At 67.1% G+C, this 20,738-nt stretch carries 17 protein-coding genes; 1 reads left to right on the plus strand and 16 read right to left on the minus strand.

The genetic code is table 11. From position 1 onward, the window contains the following. Positions 1-367: 367 nt before the first annotated feature. The 16 genes from ftsZ to coq7 all read right to left on the minus strand — a co-directional run bounded on the left by ftsZ (position 368) and on the right by coq7 (position 19,259). Positions 368-1,561, minus strand: coding sequence for a cell division protein FtsZ (gene ftsZ / locus LPA45_RS15260; RefSeq protein WP_116318228.1), 1,194 nt, complete (start codon positions 1,559-1,561; stop codon positions 368-370). Positions 1,562-1,741: 180 nt separating this feature from the next. Next, positions 1,742-2,974 carry a cell division protein FtsA gene (gene ftsA, locus LPA45_RS15265; protein WP_078197976.1) on the minus strand — a complete coding sequence of 411 codons (1,233 nt, stop codon included), beginning with the start codon at positions 2,972-2,974 and terminating at the stop codon, positions 1,742-1,744. Beyond that, positions 2,971-3,885 carry a cell division protein FtsQ/DivIB gene (locus LPA45_RS15270; protein WP_116318229.1) on the minus strand — a complete coding sequence of 305 codons (915 nt, stop codon included), beginning with the start codon at positions 3,883-3,885 and terminating at the stop codon, positions 2,971-2,973. Before LPA45_RS15270 ends, ftsA begins: the two co-directional genes overlap by 4 nt. Positions 3,886-3,936: 51 nt before the next feature. Next, complete coding sequence (locus LPA45_RS15275) at positions 3,937-4,920, minus strand: D-alanine--D-alanine ligase (protein ID WP_116318230.1); 984 nt, start codon at positions 4,918-4,920, stop codon at positions 3,937-3,939. Beyond that, on the minus strand, positions 4,917-6,344 hold the full coding sequence (gene murC, locus LPA45_RS15280; RefSeq protein WP_116318231.1) for a UDP-N-acetylmuramate--L-alanine ligase: 1,428 nt from the start codon (positions 6,342-6,344) through the stop codon (positions 4,917-4,919). The genes LPA45_RS15275 and murC overlap by 4 nt, the downstream gene beginning before the upstream one ends. 21 nt (positions 6,345-6,365) lie before the next feature. Further along, on the minus strand, positions 6,366-7,436 hold the full coding sequence (gene murG / locus LPA45_RS15285; protein ID WP_367394630.1) for an undecaprenyldiphospho-muramoylpentapeptide beta-N-acetylglucosaminyltransferase: 1,071 nt from the start codon (positions 7,434-7,436) through the stop codon (positions 6,366-6,368). A 210-nt stretch (positions 7,437-7,646) separates the two neighbouring features. Then, positions 7,647-8,888, minus strand: coding sequence for a putative lipid II flippase FtsW (ftsW, locus tag LPA45_RS15290; RefSeq protein WP_116318233.1), 1,242 nt, complete (start codon positions 8,886-8,888; stop codon positions 7,647-7,649). Then, positions 8,885-10,396: a UDP-N-acetylmuramoyl-L-alanine--D-glutamate ligase gene (gene murD, locus LPA45_RS15295; protein WP_116318234.1), complete on the minus strand. Its 1,512-nt coding sequence runs from the start codon at positions 10,394-10,396 to the stop codon at positions 8,885-8,887. Before murD ends, ftsW begins: the two co-directional genes overlap by 4 nt. Before the next feature lie 69 nt (positions 10,397-10,465). Beyond that, on the minus strand, positions 10,466-11,635 hold the full coding sequence (mraY, locus tag LPA45_RS15300) for a phospho-N-acetylmuramoyl-pentapeptide-transferase (protein ID WP_116318235.1): 1,170 nt from the start codon (positions 11,633-11,635) through the stop codon (positions 10,466-10,468). A 13-nt stretch (positions 11,636-11,648) separates the two neighbouring features. Then, a complete protein-coding gene (gene murF / locus LPA45_RS15305) occupies positions 11,649-13,061 on the minus strand; it encodes a UDP-N-acetylmuramoyl-tripeptide--D-alanyl-D-alanine ligase (RefSeq protein WP_116318236.1) in 1,413 nt (470 codons plus the stop codon). Further along, positions 13,058-14,626, minus strand: coding sequence for a UDP-N-acetylmuramoyl-L-alanyl-D-glutamate--2,6-diaminopimelate ligase (locus LPA45_RS15310; RefSeq protein WP_116318237.1), 1,569 nt, complete (start codon positions 14,624-14,626; stop codon positions 13,058-13,060). The genes murF and LPA45_RS15310 overlap by 4 nt, the downstream gene beginning before the upstream one ends. Then, entirely contained in the window at positions 14,623-16,434 is a 1,812-nt protein-coding gene (locus LPA45_RS15315) for a penicillin-binding protein 2 (protein ID WP_116318238.1), read from the minus strand. Before LPA45_RS15315 ends, LPA45_RS15310 begins: the two co-directional genes overlap by 4 nt. Beyond that, positions 16,431-16,754, minus strand: a complete 324-nt coding sequence (gene ftsL / locus LPA45_RS15320; protein WP_116318239.1) for a cell division protein FtsL — start codon at positions 16,752-16,754, stop codon at positions 16,431-16,433. Before ftsL ends, LPA45_RS15315 begins: the two co-directional genes overlap by 4 nt. Then, complete coding sequence (rsmH, locus tag LPA45_RS15325) at positions 16,751-17,743, minus strand: 16S rRNA (cytosine(1402)-N(4))-methyltransferase RsmH (protein ID WP_116318240.1); 993 nt, start codon at positions 17,741-17,743, stop codon at positions 16,751-16,753. The genes ftsL and rsmH overlap by 4 nt, the downstream gene beginning before the upstream one ends. Positions 17,744-17,750: 7 nt before the next feature. Continuing rightward, complete coding sequence (mraZ, locus tag LPA45_RS15330) at positions 17,751-18,179, minus strand: division/cell wall cluster transcriptional repressor MraZ (RefSeq protein WP_010814778.1); 429 nt, start codon at positions 18,177-18,179, stop codon at positions 17,751-17,753. A 456-nt stretch (positions 18,180-18,635) separates the two neighbouring features. Continuing rightward, positions 18,636-19,259, minus strand: a complete 624-nt coding sequence (coq7, locus tag LPA45_RS15335; protein ID WP_116318241.1) for a 2-polyprenyl-3-methyl-6-methoxy-1,4-benzoquinone monooxygenase — start codon at positions 19,257-19,259, stop codon at positions 18,636-18,638. A gap of 338 nt (positions 19,260-19,597) precedes the next feature. On the opposite strand from coq7, the gene LPA45_RS15340 reads away from it, so the two are divergent. Then, positions 19,598-20,737: a porin gene (locus tag LPA45_RS15340; protein WP_116318242.1), complete on the plus strand. Its 1,140-nt coding sequence runs from the start codon at positions 19,598-19,600 to the stop codon at positions 20,735-20,737. Position 20,738: the final 1 nt, after the last annotated feature.

The following is a 20,738-nucleotide window of genomic DNA, read 5'->3' on the forward strand; positions in this document are numbered from 1 at the left end:
AGATCATAGGCGCGGCGCCGGCGATGCAAAAGCCGGGTCACATCCGGTCGCATTCGATACACCTTGCTACAAAGACGTCCGCGCGACGCACCTTGGGGGTGCGCCGCGCGGACGGCGAGACATCCCGACCGGGGAGGCGGGAAACCAGTCCGGGGAGGCGGCCAGCGGCACGCCCTGCCCGGCGACGGGATGCGGGTTGTGGCGAACGATACGCCGATGCGGCAGGCGGCGCGGCGCCGCCGGCTGCCTGCCGGGTCACGTCAGTCCATGCAAGGCACGCGCGGATAGGGAGCGCGCGTGCATCGCGACAAGGCGACGCGATCCGTCAGGCGGCCGGTGGAGGCACCGATGCCGCGCCGTCCGGCGCTCAGTCTGCCTGCTTGCGCAGGAAGGCCGGAATATCGTACGTGTCCACACCCTTCTCCTGCAGCGCCGCCACGTGGGCAGACGCCGACTCGCGCGAGCTGCGCCACACCGCCGGCGTGTCCAGGTTGCTGTAGTCCGGCGAGCTGTGCTGCGCGGCAGTGGCGGCCATGTTGGCCATCATCTGCACCGGCATGTTGTCCGTGCCAGTCTTCAGCAGCGTCATCGGCTGCTGCTTCTTGGCCGAGCGGCCCAGGCCGGTCGCGACCACGGTCACGCGCAGCGCATCGCTCATCGAATCGTCGTACACCGTACCGAAGATCACGGTCGCATCTTCCGCGGCATAGCTGCGGATGGTGTTCATGACTTCCTTGGTTTCCGACAGCTTCAGCGAACGGCTGGCAGTGATGTTGACCAGCACGCCGCGCGCGCCGGACAGGTCCACGCCTTCCAGCAGCGGACTGGCAACGGCCTGCTCGGCCGCCAGGCGGGCGCGGTCCACGCCCGACACGGTAGCCGTCCCCATCATGGCCTTGCCCTGCTCGCCCATCACCGTCTTCACGTCTTCGAAGTCGACGTTCACCAGGCCGTCAACGTTGATGATCTCGGCAATGCCGGCCACCGCGTTGTGCAGCACGTCGTCGGCGCACTGGAAGCATGCGTCCATCTCGGCGTCGTCGCCCATCACTTCGAACAGCTTTTCGTTGAGCACCACGATCAGCGAGTCGACACTCGATTCCAGCTCGCTGGAGCCATGTTCGGCCACCTTGGCGCGGCGCGCGCCTTCGAACTCGAACGGCTTGCTGACCACGCCCACGGTCAGGATGCCCATCTCCTTGGCCACCTGCGCCACGATCGGCGCGGCACCGGTACCGGTACCGCCGCCCATGCCGGCAGTGATGAAGACCATGTGCGCGCCGCGAAGCGAGTCGGCGATCTGATCACGGGCCTGCTCGGCGCAGTTGCGGCCGACTTCCGGCTTGGCGCCAGCGCCCAGGCCCGTATTGCCGAGTTGCAGCACGCGCGAAGCGCTGGAACGCTTGAGCGCCTGGGCGTCGGTGTTCATGCAGATGAATTCGACGCCTTGCACGCCGCGGCTGATCATGTGCTGCACGGCGTTACCGCCCGCGCCGCCCACGCCAACCACTTTGATGACGGTGCCGTCCTGCACTTCCGTTTCGATCATGTCAAAGTCCATCACTGCCTCCGAGAAGAATCAGTCCCCATACGCTGCAGCCTCCCCGCCGCAACCCATGGTTCCTGAACAAAAAACCGTTAAGAAAAGAACCAGGAAACTTCACTCAACGCGCCAGCGCATGTCCGGTAGACAAAGCCACCAGCGCGTCGTTGCAACTTCAGCCGACAATTTCCGCATTCATCAGAAATTGCCGACGAACCATTCCTTCATGCGGGTCCACACTTGCTTGACCGACCCGCTCTGCACCGCCACCTTGCGCCCGCGCATCCGTTGCACGCGGCCTTCCAGCAGCAGGCCCATCACCGTTGCGTAGCGCGGGCTCTTCACCACCTCGTGCAGGTTGCCGCGATACTCCGGCACGCCTACGCGCACGGGCTTGAGGAAGATGTCCTCGCCCAGCTCGACCATGCCCGGCATCATCGCGGTACCGCCCGTGATGACCACGCCGGACGACAACAGTTCTTCATAGCCCGACTCGCGCACCACCTGGTGCACCAGCGAGTACAGCTCTTCGATGCGCGGCTCGATCACCGCGGCCAGCGCCTGGCGGCTGAGCGTGCGGGTGCCGCGGTCGCCTACGCCTGGCACCTCGATCATGTCTTCCGGGTCGGCGATGGCCTGCTTGGCGATGCCGTACTGCATCTTGATGTCCTCGGCATCGGGCGTCGGCGTACGCAGCGCCATGGCGATGTCGTTGGTGATCTGGTCGCCGGCGATGGGAATCACGGCCGTATGGCGGATCGCGCCTTCGCTGAAGATGGCGATGTCGGTGGTGCCGCCACCGATGTCGACCAGCACCACGCCCAGTTCTTTCTCGTCCTCGGTCAGCACCGCCAGGCTTGACGCCAGCGGCTGCAGGATCAGGTCGTGCACTTCCAGGCCGCAGCGGCGCACGCACTTGACGATGTTTTGCGCGGCGCTGACGGCGCCGGTGACGATATGCACCTTCACTTCCAGGCGGATGCCGCTCATGCCGATGGGCTCGCGCACGTCTTCCTGGCCGTCGATGATGAATTCCTGCGTCAGGATGTGCAGGATCTGCTGGTCGGTCGGGATATTGACCGCCTTGGCGGTCTCGATCACGCGCGCCACGTCGGTCTGCGTGACCTCCTTGTCCTTGATCGCCACCATGCCGCTGGAGTTGAAGCTGCGGATATGGCTGCCGGCAATGCCGGTAAAGACCTCCGAGATCTTGCAGTCGGCCATCAGCTCAGCCTCTTCCAGTGCTTTCTGGATCGACTGCACGGTGGCCTCGATATTGACCACGACCCCTTTCTTCAGACCCTTGGACTCCGACTGGCCCATCCCGATCACCTCGTAGCTGCCGTCGGGGCGCAGTTCTGCAACCACCGCCGCCACCTTCGAGGTGCCGATATCGAGACCGACCAACAGGTCCTTGTATTCCTTGCTCATCGGGTTTTCTCCGCGTTCTTGCTCTTCAGTCGCGTCGGATTGTTGTTGGAAGTACCGGAAACCGCTGCGCCTGCCTGCGTAGCCCGGGCCGCCTTCGCTGCCCGCTCCGCCTTCTCGGCCCGCACCGCCGCGGCGATTTGCGCCTCGGTCAGGAAGCGGGCGTTGGCGGCGCGGATGGCAAAACCGTTGGGATAACGCAGGTCGGCGTAGTCGATCTGCTTGCCCCACTGCTCGGTGACCTGCGGCCACGCAGCGACGAAACGCCTGACCCGCTGGTCCATCGCAGCGCGGTCCTCATCGTTCTGCTCGCGGCCAAGCTCGACCACCATGCCGTTGGACAGCTTGGCTCGCCAGGCATAGCGGCCCGACAGCGTCACTGCCAGCGGCTCGGTCTGCAGCGGCTTGAACCACTGGCGCATGACTTCGAGCTTCTCGATCACGTCGCCCTCGCTGTCCGGCGGCCCGTCCAGCGCCAGCAGCTGTGCGTCTTCTTCCGCCTCGGCGGTGTTGGCCACGAAGATCTCGCCGTAGGTATTGAGCAGGCGCCCGCTCTCCGCCGAACCCCAGGTCCCGAGCGCTTCGTGTTCTTCGACCTCCACGGCCAGGCCGTTAGGCCACTCGCGCCGGACGCTGGCGCGCCGCACCCACGGCACCGACTCGAACGCCTGCCGTGCCGCGTTCAGGTCCAGCGTGAAGAAGTTGCCCGACAGCTTGCCCAACGCGCTGGAGCGCACGCTGGGGGCGTTCACGTGGCGCAGCGCGCCGCCGTCCATCGGCGCGATCTCGACATGGGTGATGGCAAACACCGGCCGCTGCGCCAGCCATAGCAGGCCGGCCGCGAGCGCCATCAGCGCCACCACGGCGTACAGCGTGGTGGCGATCAGGTTGAGCAGGCGTGCGTTATGCCACATGGTTCAGGCGGGTTCCGGTCAGTTGCTGTGCTTGATTGCAGCGTTAATTCGTTATTCAGGCTTCCAGTGCTCGTTCGGGTGCAGGTCCAGCGTCGCGGCGGCCACCACCTGCAGCACGAAATCCTCGTAGCTGATGCCGACCGCGCGCGCCGCCATCGGCACCAGCGAATGGCCGGTCATGCCGGGCGAGGTATTCATCTCGAGCAGGAAAGGCTTGCCGTCGGCGCGCAGCATCACGTCGGCACGCGCCCACCCACGGCAGCCCAGTACGCGGTAAGACTGCACCGCCAGCGCCTGGACTTCTTTCTCGACTTCGGGGTCCAGCCCTGACGGACACAAGTATTGGGTATCGTCAGTAAAGTACTTATTTTGATAGTCGTAGTTGGCTTCGGGCGCGACGATGCGGATCACCGGCAGCGCTTCGGCGGTGTCGCCCTCGCCCACGATCGGGCAGGTCAGCTCGGCGCCGTCGACGAAAGTCTCGGCAATGACGTCGTTGTCCAGCGCCTCGGCCTTCTCGAACGCCTCCCGCATCTGGTCGGCCGCCGTCACCTTGGTCAGGCCGATCGACGAGCCTTCGCGCGCCGGCTTGACGATCAGCGGCAGGCCCAGCTCGGCAACCACGGCGTCGAAATCCGTATCGGCATGCAGCATGGCGAAGCGCGGCGTGGGCAGGTCATGCGTGGTCCACAGGCGCTTGGTGGCCTGCTTGTCCATCGCCAGCGCCGAGGCCAGCACGCCGCTGCCGGTGTAGGGCACGCCCAGTTGTTCCAGCAGGCCCTGGATGGTGCCGTCTTCGCCGTAGCGGCCGTGCAGCGCGATAAAGACGCGGTCGAATTTGGCCGCGGCCAGCTCGGCCACGCCTTGCAGGCCGGGGTCGAAGCCGTGCGCGTCGACGCCGCGCGACTTCAGCGCGGCCAGCACGCCGTTGCCGGACATCAGCGAGACCTCGCGCTCGGCCGAGCGGCCGCCGAACAGCACGCCGACCTTGCCCAGCGACCTGGGATCGATATTGGGATGGGCGACGAAGCTCATTGCTGGCCTCCCGCCTGTTGCGTCTGCTGGTGCGACACCAGTTGCCCCGGCACGCCGCCGATCGAACCGGCGCCCATTGTCACGACCACATCGCCGGGCCGGACAGCATTCAGGATGGCCTGCGGCATCTCTTCCATCTGCTCCACGAAAACAGGTTCTACCTTGCCGGCCACGCGCAACGCGCGGGTCAGCGCACGGCCGTCGGCGGCCACGATCGGGGTCTCGCCGGCGGCATAGACCTCGGACAGCAGCAGGGCATCGACAGTGCCCAGCACTTTGACGAAGTCTTCAAAACAATCCCGCGTGCGGGTGAAACGGTGCGGCTGGAACGCCAGCACCAGGCGGCGGCCGGGGAACGCGCCGCGCGCGGCAGCCAGCGTGGCGGCCATTTCCACCGGGTGGTGGCCGTAGTCGTCCACCAGCGTGAAGGTGCCGGCACCGTCGGTGGTCGCCACTTCGCCATAGCGCTGGAAGCGGCGGCCCACGCCGTGGAACTCGCGCAACGCCTTCACGATGGCGGCGTCGGGCACTTCCAGCTCGGTGGCGATGGCGATCGCGGCCAGCGCGTTCTGCACGTTGTGCATGCCGGGCAGGTTCAGCACGATTTCCAGCGGCGGCTCGGTATGGCCGTTGAGCTGGCGCAGCACGGTGAAGTGCATCTGGCCGTCGACGGCGCGCGCATCCACCGCGCGGATCTGCGCGTCTTCGGCAAACCCGTAGCGCACCACCGGCTTGGACACCAGCGGCAGGATCTCGCGCACATTGGGGTCGTCCACGCACAGCACGGCGATGCCGTAGAACGGCAGGCGCTGCGTGAATTCGATGAACGCCTGCTTGAGCCGGGCAAAGTCGTGCCCGTAGGTGTCCATGTGGTCGGCATCGATATTGGTGATGACCTCGATGACCGGGAACAGGTTCAGGAACGACGCGTCGGACTCATCCGCCTCGGCCACGATAAAGTCGCCGGTGCCCAGGCGCGCGTTGGCGCCGGCGGAGTTGAGCCGGCCGCCGATGACGAAGGTGGGATCCAGCCCGCCTTCGGCCAGCACCGATGCCACCAGGCTGGTGGTGGTGGTCTTGCCATGCGTGCCGGCGATGGCCACGCCCTGCTTCAGGCGCATCAGCTCGGCCAGCATCACCGCGCGCGGCACCACCGGGATGCGCTTGCTGCGGGCGGCCAGCACCTCGGGGTTGTCGCCGCTGACTGCGGTCGACACCACCACGGCGTTGGCGCCGGTCACGTTGGCCGCATCATGCCCGTGCATGACCGTGGCGCCCAGCGAGGCCAGGCGCCGCGTGGCGGCATTGCTGCCCACGTCGGAACCCGAGACCTTGTAGCCCAGGTTCAGCAGGACCTCGGCGATGCCGCTCATGCCGGCCCCGCCGATGCCCACGAAGTGGATGTTTTTGACGATATGCTTCATTAGATTGCTGCTTCGCTCACTTCAGTCCCTGGCCAGCTGGCTGCACACCTCGGCGACGCGCCGGGTTGCCTCAGGCTTGGCCAGTCCGCGCGCCAGGCGCGCCATGTCTTTCAGCTGCGGCCGGGTCAGGCTGGCGATGGTTTGCGCCAGGCCCTCGGCCGTCAGGTCTTGTTGCTGCACCAGCAGGGCCGCACCCTGGCTGGACAAAAACTTTGCGTTGGTGGTCTGGTGGTCGTCCACCGCGTGCGGGAACGGCACGAACAGCGCCGCCACGCCCGCCGCGGCTACTTCCGAGACCGTCATCGCGCCGGCGCGGCAGATCACGAGATCCGCATCGGCATAGGCGCGCGCCATGTCATCGATGAACGGCAGCGTCTGCGCCGGCACCTGCGCGGCCGTGTAGTTGGCGCGCAGGGTATCGATCTGTTTGGCGCCGGCCTGGTGCGTGACCACCGGGCGTTCACCTTCCGGCAGCAGCGCGATGGCCTTCGGCACCACCTCGTTCAGCGCGGCTGCGCCCAGGCTGCCGCCCACCACCAGGATGCGAAGCGGGCCGGTGCGCTGGTCGTAGCGCGACTCGGGCGCATCCAGGTGGGCCAGTTCCTCGCGCACCGGGTTGCCGGTCCATTCACCGCCGGGCAGCGTGTCCGGGAACGCGCACAGCACGCGGTCGGCCACCTTGGCCAGCACCTTGTTGGCCAGCCCGGCGATCGAGTTCTGCTCGTGCAGCACCAGCGGCCGTCCCAGCAGCGAGGCCATCATGCCGGCCGGGAAGGTGATATACCCGCCCATGCCCAGCACCACGTTCGGCCGCACCCGGCGCAGCGCGACGATGCTCTGCCAGAATGCGCGCAGCAGGTTCAGCGGCAGCAGGAACTTGGTCACGAGCCCCTTGCCACGCAGCCCGCCGAACTGGATGAATTCCATCGGGATGTCGTGCTTGGGCACCAGCGTGGCTTCCATTCCGCTGCGGTTGCCCAGCCAGACGATGTTCCAGCCCTGCTCGCGCAACGCATGCGCGACCGCCAGCCCCGGGAACACGTGTCCCCCGGTGCCGCCGGCCATCACGAGCAGGGTGCGCGGTGCGGTCATGCCTTGCCTCCGCGCGCCAGCACGCGATTGTGGCCGCGCTCGCCGCGCGTGGCTTCACCCACTTGCGGCATATTGTTTGTGAATCGCTGCGCGATGGTCATACCTTCCCTCCACGCATCAGCACGCGATTTTGGCTTCGGCCGCTGCGCTTAACTTCCTGCTGACGCAGGAAGTTAGCCTTCGCCGAAACCGTGTATTGCTGCGCTCCGGTCATACCTTCCCTCCGCGCATCAATACACGGTTTTCATAATCAATGCGCAGCAGGATCGCCAACGCCACGCAGTTCATCAAAATCCCCGAGCCGCCATAGCTCACCAGCGGCAGCGTCAGCCCCTTGGTCGGCAACAGGCCCAGGTTCACGCCCATGTTGATAAAGGTCTGCCAGCCGACCCACACGCCGATGCCCTTGGCCACCAGCCCGGCAAAGGTGCGGTCGAGTTGCAGCGCGGTGCGGCCGATATTGAAGGCACGGCGCACCAGCCAGTAGAACAGCACGATCACTACCAGCACACCGATAAAGCCGAATTCCTCGCCGATCACGGCGAGGATGAAGTCGGTATGCGCTTCGGGCAGGTAGTGCAGCTTCTCGATGCTGCCGCCCAGCCCCACCCCGGTCCACTCGCCGCGGCCGAAGGCAATCAGCGAGTGCGTCAGCTGGTAAGCCTTGCCCAGCGCATTGCTCTCTTCCCAGGGGTTCAGGTAGGCGAAGATCCGCTCTCGCCGCCACGGCGACGCCGTGATCAGCAGCGCGAACGCGCCCACCGCCACGCCGACCAGCCCGGCAAACAGCTTGCCGTTGATGCCGCCCAGGAACAGGATGCCCATCGCCACCGCCGCGATCACCAGGAAAGCGCCCATGTCGGGCTCCAGCAGCAGCAGCATGCCCACCACCACCACCGCCACGCCCATCGGCAGGAAGCCCTTGGCCACGGTCTGCATCCACTCCTGCTTGCGCACCGTATAGTTGGCCGCGTACAGCACCACCGCCAGCTTCATCAGCTCGGACGGCTGGAAATTCATCACGCCCAGCGGGATCCATCGGCGCGCGCCATTCACGCCCTTGCCGACAAAAGGCACCAGCACGATCACCAGCAGGATCAGCGCGACGATAAAAAGCTTGGGCGCATAGCGGTCCCACACCTTGACTGGAATCTGGAACGCCGCCAGCCCGACCGACAAGCCGATAAACAGCGCAAACGCATGCCGCATGAGGAAGTGGCTTTCGCGGTAATTGGCGTAGCGCGGCGAGTCCGGCAGCGCGATCGAGGCCGAAAAGACCATCACCAGGCCGAGCGCGAGCAGTACGATCGACACCCACAGCAGGGGCTGGTCGTACTCCATCATGCGCGAGCGCGTGGGCTTGACGCCCGATACCGCGTCACGCAGGCCACCCCAGGCATTGCCGATGGTGGCGCCGATAAAACCGCTGCGCTTGACCTGTGCGTCGCTCATGGCAGGATCCCCCGGGACAGGGCCAGTTCTTCCACCGCGGCGCGGAATACTTCGGCGCGGTGCACGTAGTTGCGGAACATATCCAGGCTGGCGCACGCGGGCGAGAGCAGCACCACGTCGCCGGATTCAGCCAGTTCAGCGGCCTTCGTTACCGCCTCTTCCAGCGTGGCGGCATCGACCAGGCTGGCGCCGCTGCCCTGCAGCGCATCGCGCAGCTCGGCGGCGGCGCGGCCGATCAGCACGACCGCGCGCGCGTACTGCGCCACCGGCGCGGCCAGCGGCGAGAAATCCTGGCCCTTGCCTTCACCGCCGGCGATCAGCACCACGCGCTTGTCCAGCCCCGACAGCGCGGCCACGGTCGCGCCGACGTTGGTGCCCTTGCTGTCGTCGAAGTACTCGACGTCGTCGATGGTGGCGACCCACTCCACCCGGTGCGGCTCGCCGCGGTACTCGCGCAGGCCGTGCAGCAATGCGTTCAGCGGCAGCTCGATGGCACGGCACAGCGCCAGCGCCGCCATGGCGTTGGTGGCGTTGTGCATGCCGCGGATATGCAGCGCGTCGGCCGGCATCAGGCGCTTGTGGCGCACGGGCACGGCTTCGTCGGTCGCTTCGACGGCCTTGCGGCGGCGCGGCTTGCCCTCCCCTTCCGCTTCCGAATCGGGCTCTGCCAGCACCAGCCAGGGCATGCCGCCCTCGCGCAGGATGCCGAAGCTGCCCGGCACTTCCGGCAGGTCGACGCCGAAGGTCACCGGCTTGCGGCCCGGGCGCGCCATGTCCAGCGTCAGGCGGTCATTGCGGTTCAGCACCTGCACGCACTGGCTGTCGGCCGGCCCGAAGATGCGCGCCTTGGACGCGGCGTAGGCTTCCATCGAACCGTGCCAGTCCAGGTGGTCCTGGGTCACGTTGAGTACGGTGGCCGCATGCGGCGCCAGGGTATGCGTGGTTTCCAGCTGGAAGCTCGACAGCTCCAGCACCCAGACGTCCGGCAGCGTGGCCGAGGCGATGCACGCCGACAGCTTGTCCAGCGCCGACGGGCTGATATTTCCCGCCACCGCCACGGTCTTGCCCGCGCGTTCGATCAGCCGGCCGGTCAGCGCGGTCGTGGTGGTCTTGCCATTGGTGCCGGTGATCGCCAGGAGCTTCGGGGCGTAGCCCGACCCGGCTTCCAGGTGCTTCAGCGCGCGCGCAAACAGCTCGATCTCGCCCCACACCGGGATGCCGCGCGCCTGCGCGGCGGCCAGCAATGCGCCGTTTCCGGCCTCCAGCGGCGACAGGCCCGGGCTGATCGCCACCAGTCCGATATCGTCGAGCAGCCCTTCGGTGAACGGGCCGCCCACGAACTCGGCCGAAGTCAGCTCGGCCTGCAGGAAGACAAGGTTGGCGGGCGCCTCGCGTGTGTCGGCCACGCGCACCGCGCAGCCGTTCAGGCCACACCAGCGCGCCATGGCCAGCCCCGACTCGCCGAGGCCCAGTACCAGCACATGAGGTTTTTGCAGCTCGCCAAACACTTCGATTCCTGCCTTTGAATTCCTGTATCTATATAGAGAGCGCCGCGGCCATCGCCATCGGCGCAACCATTAGCGCAACTTCAGCGTCGACAACCCGATCAGCACCAGCAGCATGGTGATGATCCAGAAGCGCACCGTGACCTGCGTTTCCTTCCAGCCGCTCAGCTCGAAATGGTGGTGCAGCGGCGCCATCCGGAACAGCCGCCTGCCCTCGCCGTAACGGCGCTTGGTGATCTTGAACCACGTCACCTGCGCCATCACCGACAGCGTTTCCACCACGAAGATGCCGCCCATCACGAACAGCACGATCTCCTGGCGCACGATCACCGCCACCGTGCCCAGCGCGCCGCCCAGTGCCAGCGCGCCCACGTCGCCCATGAACACCTGCGCCGGGTGCGCGTTGAACCAGAGGAAGGCCAGCCCCGCGCCGGCCAGCGCCGAGCAGAAGATCAGCAGTTCGCCCGCGCCCGGGATGTGCGGGAACAGCAGGTACTTGCTGTAGACCGAGCTGCCCATCACGTAGGCAAACACGCCCAGGCCGCCGCCGACCAGCACCACCGGCATGATCACCAGCCCGTCCAGCCCGTCGGTCAGGTTCACGGCGTTGCTCGAGCCCACGATCACCAGGTAGGTCAGCACGATGAAACCGGCCACGCCCAGCGGGTAGCTGATCTCCTTGAAGAAAGGCACGATCAGGTTGGACTTGTACGGCATGTCCAGCGACAGCCCGCCCTCGACCCAGTTCAGGAACAGCTCCCACACCCGCACGTTGCTGCTTTCCGACACCGAGAACGCCAGGTAGACGGCGGCCACCAGGCCGATCAGCGTCTGCCAGAAAAACTTTTCGCGGCTCGACATGCCGCGCGGGTCGCGATAGACCACCTTGCGGTAGTCGTCGACCCAGCCGATGGCGCCGTAGCCGAAGGTGACCAGCATCACCACCCAGATAAAGCGGTTGCCCCAGTCGCACCACAGCAGCGTCGAGACGGCGATCGATACGAGCACCAGCACGCCACCCATGGTCGGCGTGCCGGACTTGACCAGGTGCGTCTGCGGACCGATGGTGCGCACCGCCTGGCCGACCTTGAGTTCGGTCAGCTTGCGGATCACCCACGGGCCGAACGCGAGGCCGATCAGCAGCGCGGTGAGGTTGGCCATCACCGCGCGGAAAGTCAGGTAGTTGACGACCCGGAGGAAGCTGTAGTCGTTTTGCAGCCACTGGGCCAGAGCCAATAACATCGTGTTGTCTTCGTTAATGTGCGGAAGTGTCTGCGACCAGCGCGGCGACCATCCGTTCCATGCGCATGAAGCGCGATCCCTTCACCAGCACGGCGCCGGCTTGCGCCACCATGCCCCCGCTGTCTTCCTCCAAGGCCTTTGCCAGGTCTTCCGCGCTGCCGAAATGGCGTCCGTTGGCGCCGAACGCCCGCACCGCGTGCACGGCCAGTTCGCCGGTGGCCCACAGCGTGTCGATGCCGCGTGCCTGCGCGTAGGCGCCGATCTCTTCGTGGAAAGCCGGCCCCTGGTCGCCGACCTCGCCCATGTCGCCCAGCACCAGCACGCGCGGCGCGGCAAAGCCGGCCAGCACGTCGATGGCGGCGCGCATGGAATCTGGGTTGGCGTTGTAGGTGTCATCGATGACCACCGTGCCGCCCGGCGTGTACTTCACCTGCAGCCGGCCCTTGACCGCCTGGAAGCCGGCCAGGCCCGCCTGGATCGCCGGCACGCGTACGCCAGCGGCCAGCGCGCAGGCGATCGCCGCGAGCGCATTGCGCACGTTGTGCTCGCCCAGCAGTGCAAGCCTGACTTCAAACGCATGACCGGGCGCACGCACCTGCATCACCTGCGCGCCGTCGACCAGTGCCATGGTGGCGTGCACATCCGCGCGCTGCGAGGTGCCGAACGACAGCGCACGGCGCGCACCGGCGGCCTCGCGCCACACCGGCGCATAGGCACCGCCGCTTTCCTCGTCGAGCGGGAACACCGCCACGCCGTCCGCCGGCAAAGCAGCGATCGCGGCCGCGTGCTCTTGCGCCACGGCTTCCACGCTGACCATGAATTCCTGGTGCTCGCGCTGCGCGTTGGTGATGACCGCCACGGTGGGCTGGGCGATGCCGGCCAGGTAGACGGTCTCGCCCGGATGGTTCATGCCGAGCTCCAGCACCGCCAGCTTGTGGGTGGCGCGCAGGCGCAGAACCGTCAGCGGCAGGCCGATGTCGTTGTTCAGGTTGCCGCCGGTGGCCAGGCGATGGCCCTCGCCCACCGCCGCGGCGAAGATCGCCGCGATCATTTCCTTGACCGTGGTCTTGCCGTTGCTGCCGGTCACCGCCACCGCGGGCAGCGTGAACCGGCGGCGCCAGCCGGCGCCCAGTTCACCCAGCGCGATGCGGGTGTCGGGGGCGATGATGGCCGGAACGTGGGCGTAGTTGCCGGCATCCGCTTCGCGGCTGACCAGCACGGCGGCGGCGCCCCTGGCCACCACGTCGGCGATGAAATCATGCGCGTCGAAGCGCTCACCCCTGAGCGCGACGAACAGGTCGCCGGGCTCGACGGTACGGCTGTCGGTCTGCACGCGCGAGAACGCAACGGCGCCGTCGCCGGAAACGCGCGCGCCGGCGATCCAGCCGGCGGCGTCCTGCAAGGTGGTCATGGTGGTCTGGCTCATGCCGATACTCCACGGGTGGCAAGGGCCAGGCGGACATGCTCGCGGTCGGAGAACGGGCGCTTGCGCCCCTGGATTTCCTGGGTGGCCTCGTGGCCCTTGCCCGCCACCAGCACCACGTCGGCCGGAGCCGCGTGCCGGATGGCGTAAAGGATGGCAGCGGCGCGATCCTCGATCTGGCGGCCGCGCGCGCGGTCGGCCATGCCGTCGGCGATGGCGTCCAGGATCTCCTGCGGATCCTCGCCGCGCGGGTTGTCGCTGGTCAGGATGACGTCGTCGGCCAGGCGCTCGGCCACCGCGCCCATCAGCGGGCGCTTGATCGGGTCGCGGTCGCCGCCGCAGCCGAACACGCACCACAGGCGGCCATGGCGCGCCTGCGCCACCGGGCGCAGCGCGGCCAGCGTCTGTTCCAGCGCGTCGGGGGTGTGGGCGTAGTCGACCACGGCAAGCGGAGCCAGCGCGGCATCGCCACCATTGGCACCGAACAGTTCCATGCGGCCCTCGACCGGCGTCAGCGCGCGCAGCGCGGCCAGCGCCGCATCCCACGCCACGCCGTTGGCGAGCGCCGCGCCCAGCACCGCCAGCAGGTTGCTGACGTTGAAGGCGCCGATCATGGGCGTGGCCATCTCGGCGCTGCCGAAGCTGCCATCGATATGGAAAGCGGTGCCGTTGGGCGTGGCGCGCACGTTGGTGGCCCGCAGCCATTCGCCGCGCGGGCGGCGCACCGTGGCGGCGCCGGGGCCGTCGATGCCGTATTCGATCACGTGCGGCGCGGCGATCGCGGCCGCATTCGCCGCCAGCAGGCGCTGGCCCATGCCGTCGTCGCGGTTGACCACCGCGGTGCGCAGGCCGTCCCACTGGAACAGGCGCTGCTTTGCCGCCTCGTACTCGGCCATCGAGCCGTGGTAGTCGAGGTGGTCCTGCGTCAGGTTGGTCAGCACCGTTACCGAGAAATGCGTGCCGGCCACGCGCTCCTGCTCCAGGCCGTGCGAGGACACTTCCATCGCCACGGCACGGGCGCCGGCATCGTGCAGCCCCGCCAGGCTGGCCTGCAGCTGCACCGCGTCGGGCGTGGTAAAGCCGGTCGCCTGCAGTGCGCCGGGGAAGCCGGTACCGAGCGTGCCGACGGTCGCGCAAGGCGTGCCCGCGGCTTGCAGCACACGCGCCAGCCACTGGCTGCACGAGGTCTTGCCGTTGGTGCCGGTGATGCCGGTCACGGCCAGGCCGCGCACCGGGTTGCCGTGCCAGCCGGCGGCGATCGGGCCGGCGAGCTGGTGCAGGTTGCTGACCGCCAGGTGCGGCACGGTGTCGCCAAACGGCCAGTCGAAGCCGTCGGCCTCATAGACGATGGCGCCGGCACCGGCGGCGATGGCTTGCTGGATGTAGGGCCGGCCATCAGTAGCCAGGCGCTCGTTGCCGAGTACGTAGGCGAAGAACACATCGCCACGCGCCAGCCGCCGGGTATCGCCGGTCAGCTGCGCCGAAGCGGCCACATTGGTACGCAGCCAGGCCAGCGCGTTGCTGGCCTGGGTTGTTACCTCGAGCGGGAGCAAAGGCTTGGCCGTCATTGGGTCGCGCTCCACGGTTCGCTTTCCGGCACCTTGTCGCTGACCACCAGCTGGCGGATCGGCGAATCGGGCTGGACATTCAGTGCGCGCAGCGTGCCGCCGGTGATGGCGGCGAACGCCGGGCCGGCCACCAGGCCGCCGTAGTGGCTGCCGGCGGTGGGCTCGTCGACGCTGACGGCGACGATGATGCGCGGGTTGGACATCGGCGCCAGGCCGATGAACGAGGCGCGGTACTTGCTGCGGTTGTAGCCGCGGCCTTCATGCTTGTAGGCGGTGCCGGTCTTGCCACCGACGCGGTAGCCCATCACCTGGGCCTCGGGCGCGGTGCCGCCGGGCGCGGTCACGGTCTCCATCATGGCGCGCACATCGCGCGCCACCTGCGGCGTCAGGATGCGCTCGCCGGTGGCCGGTCCGTTGGTGCGGAACATGGTGACCGGGATCAGCTCGCCGTCATGCGCGAAGATGGTGTATGCATGCGCCATCTGGAACAACGACACCGACAGGCCGTAGCCGTACGACATGGTGGCCTGCTCGATCGGACGCCAGCTCTTGTACGGGCGCACGCGCCCCGCCACCGCTCCGGGAAAGCCGATCTTGGGCGCCTGGCCTAGGCCGATGCTGGTGTACATGTCCCACATCTCCTGCGGCTTCATCATCATCGCGATCTTGGTCGTGCCGATGTTGGACGACTTCTGGATCACGCCGCTGACGGTGAGGGCACCATAGTTGTGGGTATCGCTGATGGTGGCGCCTTCGAACTGGTACTTGCCGGTGGTGGTGATCACCGTAGACGGCGTCACGCGCTTGAGCTGCAGCGCCAGCCCTACCGTGATCGGCTTCATCATCGAGCCGGGCTCGAAGGTGTCGGTCAGCACGCGGTTGCGCAGCTGCTCGCCCGACAGCCGGGTGCGGTCGTTGGGGTTGTAGGTGGGCCAGTTGGCCAGCGCCAGCACCTCGCCGGTCTGGGCATCAAGCACCACCGCGCTGGCGGCCTTGGCCTTGTGCTTGTCGACCACGGCCTTGAGTTCGTTGTAGGCCAGGTACTGGATCTTGGCGTCGATCGACAGCTGGATATCCTCGCCGTCGCGCGGGGTCTTCAGGATGCCGATGTCCTCGACCACGCGGCCCAGGCGGTCCTTGATCACCTGGCGCGCGCCGGGGCGGCCGGCCAGGCCGGTCTCGCGCGCCAGTTCCACGCCTTCCTGGCCGCGGTCCTCGACGTTGGTGAAGCCGACGATATGCGCCATCGCCTCCCCTTCCGGGTAGAAGCGCTTGTACTCGCGGGTCTGGTGGATGCCCTCGATCTTGAGCGCGGCGATCTTGTCGGCGACATCGGGCAGCACCTGGCGCTTCAGGTAGACAAAGCCCTTGTCCTCCGACAGCTTCTTGCCGAGGTCCTTCTCGGACATCCCGAGCAGCTTGGCCAACTGGCGGATCTTGGCCAGCTCGACCTGGTTGGGAACGTCCTCGGGCACCGCCCAGATCGCCTTGACCGGCAGGCTGGTGGCCAGCACCAGGCCGTTGCGGTCGAGGATCTTGCCGCGCGTCGCCGGCAGCTCCAGCGTGCGCTGGAAGCGCTTCTTGCCCTCGGCCTCGTAGAACTGGTTGCCCGGACCCTGGATCCATGCGGCGCGCACCGCCAGCGCGGCAAAGGCCGCGAACATCAGGAACACCACCAGCTTGGAGCGCCACATCGGCAGGCGCAGCCCCAGCACCGGGCTGGCCGAGAACTGGCCGCTGCGCGGGCGCGACGGGGTGCCGTTGCCATTGCGGTTGCGGCCGGGCGGGTTGGGGCGGGCCATGCTCATCGGCGCGCCTCCGCGTCACTGGCCGCGGCCGGGGATTGCGCCGTGGCCGGTGGCAGCACGATGCCGGACAGGTACTGGGTCTTGCCGGGGTTGACCGGCGCCATCTTCAGTTGCGCGCGGGCCGCGTCGGCAATGCGCGCGCTCTTGCCCAGCGCGCTCTGCTGGTACTGCAGGCGCGACCAGTCGACGTCGAGCTGGCGCTCCTCGGACTGCGCCCGCTCCAGCGCCACGAACAGCGTGCGCGCCTGGTGCTGCGCGCTGACCAGCGACAGCGCGCACAGGATCAGCGCGGCCAGCAGGAAGAAGGTCAGGCGGTTCATGCAGCCCCGCCCTTGCCGGCGGCGGGCGCCAGCTTCTCTGCCACGCGCATCACGGCCGAGCGCGCGCGCGGGTTGGCGGCAACTTCCTCGGTGCCGGGCTTGAAACGGCCAAGCAGGCGCAGCGTGGGTTGCGGCAGGTCGGCCGCGCGCAGCGGCGCGCGGCGCAGGGCCGGGTCGGCATCCTGCTGGGGACGGGCGTGCGCCGCCATGAACCGCTTGACGATGCGGTCCTCCAGCGAATGGAAGCTGATCACCACCAGGCGTCCCCCTACCTGCAACAGGTCATAAGCCGCCTTCAGCCCTCTTTCGAGGTCCTCAAGCTCTTGATTGACGTGAATCCGTAGAGCCTGAAAGGTGCGGGTCGCAGGGTCCTGGCCCTTCTCGCGTGTTTTGACGGCTTTCGCCACGAGCGCGGCAAGGTCGGCAGTAGTGGCGATAGGTCCGCCATCGCCGGGTTCGCGCCGGCGAGCAACAATCGCCTTTGCAATCTGTACAGCAAACCGTTCTTCCCCATAGTCTCGTATCACCCTGGCAATGTCCTGCTCATCCGCCTGCGCCAGCCACTGCGCGGCGGTGATGCCGCGCGTGGTGTCCATGCGCATGTCCAGCGGGCCCTCGAAACGAAAGGAAAACCCCCTCGCCGCCTCATCGATCTGGGGCGAGCTGATCCCCAGGTCGAGCAGCACGCCAGCCACGTGGCCGCGCCCGGCAAGGCGCTCTGCCATGTCCGCAAAGCTGGCGTGCTCAATGGAGAAGCGGGCATCCCCGATGGTGCCCGCTTCTGCGATTGCTGCTGGGTCCTTGTCGAACGCGACCAGGGCCCCTTCTGGCCCCAGCCGGGCCAGTACCGCCCGGCTGTGCCCTCCCCTGCCGAAGGTGCCGTCCACGTAGACGCCGTCCGGGCGCCAGACCAGGGCGTCGACGGCCTCGTCCAGCAGCACGGTGCGATGGCGCAAGGCGGGGGTTGCCGGCGTTCCGGTAGGACTCATGACCTCTTCAGAAAGAGAAATTTTTCAATGCTTCGGGCATGCCTTGCGCCATCGCCTGCTGTTCCTTGGCGGCGTATGTCGCGGCATCCCATACTTCGAAATGGCTGCCCATGCCGAGCAGCATGACTTCTTTGTCGAGCATGGCGGCACTGCGCAGCTCCGGTGCGATCAGCACCCGGCCTGCGCCGTCCATTTCCACGTCGGCGGCGTTGCCCAGGAAGATGCGCTTCCACCAGTGCGCATCCATCGGCAGCGCTGCAATGCGCGTGCGGAAGGTTTCCCACTCGGGCCTCGGAAACAGCAGCAGGCAGCCATCCGGGTGCTTGGTCAGCGTCACCCGGCCCTCGGCCTGCTGTTGCAGCGCCTCGCGGTGCCTGGACGGAATGGACATCCGCCCCTTGGCATCCAGCGACAGCGCCGATGCTCCCTGAAACACGCTCGCTCCCGGTCCCTGCCCCCCGCCGATGACCCCTGGCAGATGGCAATCGCGTGAATCCCTCTGTTTCCGACTGTGACGAAATGATCCCACGGTCGGTTCGCAATTTCACACAAAAATACACTTCCTCACACTATTTCCCACTTTAGAGGAAGCGATTTGGGCGGTCAAGGCTGGTTGCAGGGCAGCAAAAGAGATTTTTTGAATCAGAACAATGACTTAGCGCGCACAGCTCACGCACCGTGCAAGTGAATCCTTAATGAAATGAAGATCTTAGGGAGGAAAGCAGAGAAACCACCTGAGAACTGCGGGAGGAGGACTGCCGGCGGGGGCGGGAAAGACTATCCCGCCGCCCGAGGGAAGGATACAACAATCGCCCGCCAGCGCCGGAAAATCAAGGGGCGGCAGGCAACCGCGAGCGCGGGGCGATGAGGCCGGGCGCGCAGACGCCGCGCTTCAGATGCGGTAGGCCGCGGTGGTCATCACGCGCGAGGCGCCGCGCATCAGCGCGCGCACCGGTGCGGGCAGCGGGATGCCGCCGGCATCGCGGGCGGCATCCCCATGGCGGATCTCGTCGTCGCGCATCTGCTGGAGGATGGCGCGCGAGCGGCCGTCCGTTGCAGGTAATCGATCCAGGTGGCCGCCGAGATGGTGCTCGACCTGGCGCTCGGTCTCGGCGACAAAGCCGAGGCTGACCTTGTCGCCGGCGCGGCCAGCGACCCAGCCGATCGCGAACGCTCCGGCATACCACAGCGGGTTGAGCAGGCTCGGGCGCGAGCCCAGTTCGCGCAGCCGCTCGGCGCACCACGCCAGATGGTCTTCTTCCTCGCGCGCGGCGGCGTCCATCTGCGCGCGCACGGTCGCGTTGCGCGCGGTCAGTTTCTGCGCCTGGTACAGGGCCTGGGCGCAAACCTCGCCGACATGGTTGATGCGCATCAGTCCGGCCACGTGGCGGCGCTCGTCGGCGCTCATCTGCTCGGTGTCCGGCACCAGTTGGTCGGCCGGGTTGGCGCGCGCGGAGCGGGTTGCCCCGGCAATGGCGCGCAGTGCCACGTCGAATTCTTTGATCAGGGTGTCCATGTCGCGGATGCGGATTGATCTTCTGGCTCCCGAGGCCCTGCCATGGCGGGGTACGCGCTGGCGGCGCGGCCCGCTACGACCGCCATCGGGATTACCCGCATTGTAGCTTGCCTCTAATTCGCGCCATCCCGCGCCACGCCTTGCATTGATGCGGCCCGCTAGTCAGAAACCCTGAGTTGTTAAAACCAGACAAGGGGGTTGCGCCCGAATGGTGAACGAAAAGTTGTTTGTTACAGTACTTCGCAACTTCTAAGGAAGTTTGACGCATGGGGGATGGAGACCAACAGGAGGTTCCCCCGGCCCGTCACCAATAATTCTTACAGTGGAGAACAACGAGCATGAAGAAATCGCTTCTGGCGCTGGCAGCGCTTGGCGCATTTACCGGGGCGGCGCAGGCCCAATCGAGCGTCACGCTCTACGGTGTGGTGGATGCCAACATCGAGTACGTGAGCAATATGTCGAGCGTCATCCCGTCGTCCGCCAACGGCTTTGCCACCGGCCCGGCTGAGAACCTCTTCCGCATGTCGTCGGGCGGCCTGTCCGGTTCGCGTTGGGGCCTGCGCGGCGTGGAAGACCTCGGTAGCGGCCTGAAGGCGCTGTTCGTGCTGGAAAGCGGTTTCGGCCTCGACAATGGCGGTCTGCAGCAAGGCGGCCGCCTCTTCGGCCGTCAGGCGTATGTCGGCCTGGAAAGCGACCAGGTCGGCCGCTTCACCTTCGGTCGCCAGTACACCTCGCTGTTCGACATGATGGCCAATTTCTCGCCGGCCGGCTATGCCACCCAGTACGAACCGGTGGTCGCGCAGCTGGGCCTGAACTTCCGGTCGGACAACACCGCCAAGTACACCGGCAAGTTCGGCCCGGTGACCGCGGTCGCGCATTGGTCGTTCGGCAATGGCATCACCGCAGCGAACACTGGCGAAGTCCCCGGCCAGTTCCGCCGCGACACCGGCTACGGTGCCGGCGTGGCGTGGGCAGCCGGCCCGTTCGGCATCAGCGGCGCCTATGACCAGTACAACCCGACCCTGAACGCCGCCGGCGGCACCGGCGAAGTCAAGAAGGCCGCGGTCGCTGCCAGCTATTCCTTTGGCCCGGCCAAGCTGATGGCCGGCTATCGCTGGGGCATGAGCAAGGCGCCGAACGACAATACGATTCTGAAGGACAACTACTACTGGGTCGGCGGCAACTACCAGGTCACCCCGGCACTGGGCCTGACGCTCGCGTACTACTACGACGACGTCAAGAACTTCAACCCGGCCGCCACCGGTGCCACCAACAACATCAAGAACCCCTGGCAGATCTCGTTCATCGCCGACTACAACCTGTCCAAGCGCACCGACGTGTACCTGACCACGGCCTTCTCGAAAAACGCCGGCCTGAACTTCGACACCTCGGCGATCAGCTTCGCCAACGGTTACTTCCTGGGTACCGGCGAAGACAAGATGATTGGCGCCGCCGTAGGTATCCGCCACAAGTTCTAAG

Origin of the sequence: Cupriavidus sp. Agwp_2 (genome assembly GCF_040784895.1) — a bacterium.
GTDB lineage: Bacteria > Pseudomonadota > Gammaproteobacteria > Burkholderiales > Burkholderiaceae > Cupriavidus.